General features: G+C 35.2%; 1 protein-coding gene. It reads left to right on the top strand.

Annotated elements, in window-relative coordinates; genetic code table 11:
* Positions 1-2,975, top strand: a 2,975-nt coding sequence (locus HWQ37_RS32300; protein WP_292755136.1) for a type ISP restriction/modification enzyme, incomplete at both ends; no start/stop codon positions are given.

Below are 2,975 nucleotides of genomic sequence, written 5' to 3' on the forward strand. Positions count from 1 at the left end.
GTCCAAACTTCTGGTTAGTCAATATCACACAGAAGTAGAAAGAATTATCCAATATGGCGGTTCACGTAAAGAAACATCGATTCGGGTTGCATTTCAAAACTTAGTTAATGAATATTGCAAACCTAGAGAATTTAGGCTTATTCCCGAACTAGATTATAAAACACCTAGCGGCAAACTTGTTTATCCAGATGGCACTGTTAAAGATGCTTTGCGGTTGGATTGGGGCTATTGGGAAAGCAAGGATGAATATGACAATTTAGACCAAGAAATTGAGAAAAAGCTTATAAAAGGCTACCCAGATAGTAACATTCTGTTTGAAGATTCCCAGACAGCAGTTTTAATTCAGGGTGGACAAGAAACCATGCGCGTCCCGATGAAAGATGCTGACGCGCTGGATGGAATAATTACATATTTCATTAATTATGTTCGCCCGGAAGTTAAAGATTTTCGTGAGGCGATTGAAATTTTTAAGGAAGATTTACCGGCTGTTTTAAATGCTTTGCGTAACTTAATTGATAGTCAAATCGAAACAAACGCAGCTTTTAAAATAGCCAGGGCTAAATTTTGGAGTATCTGCAAAGAATCAATTAATCCTGAAGTAACTTTGCTGGATATTAGAGAAATGATGATTCAGCATATTTTAACTGAAGATATCTTTATTAGCATCTTCAATGAATCTCAGTTTCATCGAGAAAATAATATTGCTCGTGAATTAAAAGGGGTGATAGATACCTTTTTTACAGGTAGCACTAAAAAGAATACTCTTGGTACCATTGAGCGTTATTATGGAGTCATTAGAAGAACTGCTGCAAATATTTACAATCATCATGAAAAGCAGAAGTTTTTAAAAGTGCTTTATGAGAATTTCTACAAAGCATATAATCCGAAAGCTGCTGATAGGCTAGGAATTGTATATACGCCGAATGAAGTTGTGCGCTTCATGATTGAAAGTGTAGATTATTTAGTTCATAAAAATTTTGGTAAGCTGCTTGCTGATAAAGATGTCGAAATTTTAGATCCGGCTACAGGAACAGGTACTTTTATTACTGAATTAATTGATTATTTGCCTAAAGATAAACTTGAATACAAGTATAAGCATGAAATTCGCTGTAACGAAGTAGCGATATTACCTTATTATATTGCTAACTTGAATATTGAATACACCTATAAACAAAAAATTGGTGTATATGAAGAATTTAAAAAAATATGTTTTGTTGATACACTTGAGCATACATCTTTTGAAGGCAAGCAAATGAATTTGTTTTCAATGAGTGTAGAAAATACAGAGAGAATCAAGCAACAAAATGAAACTGATATTTCTATCATTATAGGCAATCCCCCATATAATGCTAAACAAGATAATTTTAACGATCATAATGCAAATATTGCCTATCCAGAAGTAGATAAGCGCATTAAGGAAACATACATCAAGCGTGGTACAGCGCAAAATCAAATTGCACTTTATGATATGTATGTGCGATTTCTGCGATGGGCATCAGACCGCCTCAGTCAAAATGGTATAGTGGCATTAATCACTAATTCTTCATTTATTGATAGTAAGACATTTGACGGATTTAGAAAAGTTGTTTCAGATGAATTTAGCGAAATTTATATTATCGATTTGGGTGGAAATATCCGCACAGGAGATAAATCTGGCAGTGTTTTTGGAGTAAAGATTGGTACAGCTATCAGCTTTATGGTAAAGAAACTAGGGAAAGCTAAAGTTCCTTGTCAAATTTTCTATACAAAAGTTGCAGAAGATTCAGCCGAAGAGAAGCTGGATTTCTTAGCTAAAACACCATTTGATAAATTTTCGTTTTTGCATATTAATCCAGATGACAAAAGTAACTGGATTAATTTGTCAGATAATGACTTTGATTGCCTTATTCCTATTATCAGTAAAGATGTCAAAGCTGCTCAAGGAGAGCAAGCAATATTTAAATTATTTTCTTCAGGTATTAAAACTCAACGTGACGAATGGGTGTATGACTTCTCAAAAGCAGAATTAGAAAACCGGATGAAGTTCTTTGTAGATGTGTATGAACGCAAACGGAGAACATCGGAAGAATTGGGATTTGATATTAAGTGGGATGCAGAATTAAGCAGATATTTAGAGCGGGGGATCAGTAAAAACTTCGATGAATTATCGATAATTACAAGTACATACAGACCATTTATCAAAAAATATCTTTATTTTGATAAGCATTTTAATGGAAGGACTTATCAACTCCCTCAAATTTTCCCAAGTTATAGTATTGAAAACAAAGCGATTTGGATAAAATCAGGTGTTGATGCGGCTGGTTTTTGTATTGGTATTAAATATATACCCGATGTCTTAACTAATGGTGGTTCTCAATGTCTTCCCCTCTACCGCTACGACAAAGAGGGGAACCGCATAGACAACATCACAGATTGGGGGTTAGCACAATTCCAAACCCATTACGGTGATTCAACAATTAGCAAATTAGATATCTTTCACTACACTTACGCAGTCTTGCACAATCCCGGCTATCGCACCAAATACGAACTTAATTTGAAACGAGAATTTCCGCGCATACCATTCTACGAAGACTTTCACAAATGGGTTAACTGGGGTAAACAGTTGATGGATTTGCACATCAATTATGAAACTGTCCAACCCTATCCTTTAAAACGAATTGATTTACCTTTGGCTACAAATAGGATACCAAAGGCAAAACTCAAAGCCGATGCAGCCAATGGAACCATTATTTTAGATGATGTCACAACTTTAGAAGGTGTCCCCAAAATGGCTTGGGAATATCGCCTTGGCAATCGTTCTGCTTTAGAATGGATATTAGATCAATATAAAGAAAAGAAACCTAAAGATCCGACGATCGCAGAGAAATTCAATACATATCGCTTTGCAGATTACAAAGAACAGGTAATAGATTTACTACAAAGAGTCTGCACCGTCAGCGTGGAAACAATGCAGATTATTCAACAGATTGAGGTGT

Origin of the sequence: Nostoc sp. NMS4, from assembly GCF_017115095.1 — a bacterium.
GTDB lineage: Bacteria > Cyanobacteriota > Cyanobacteriia > Cyanobacteriales > Nostocaceae > Nostoc.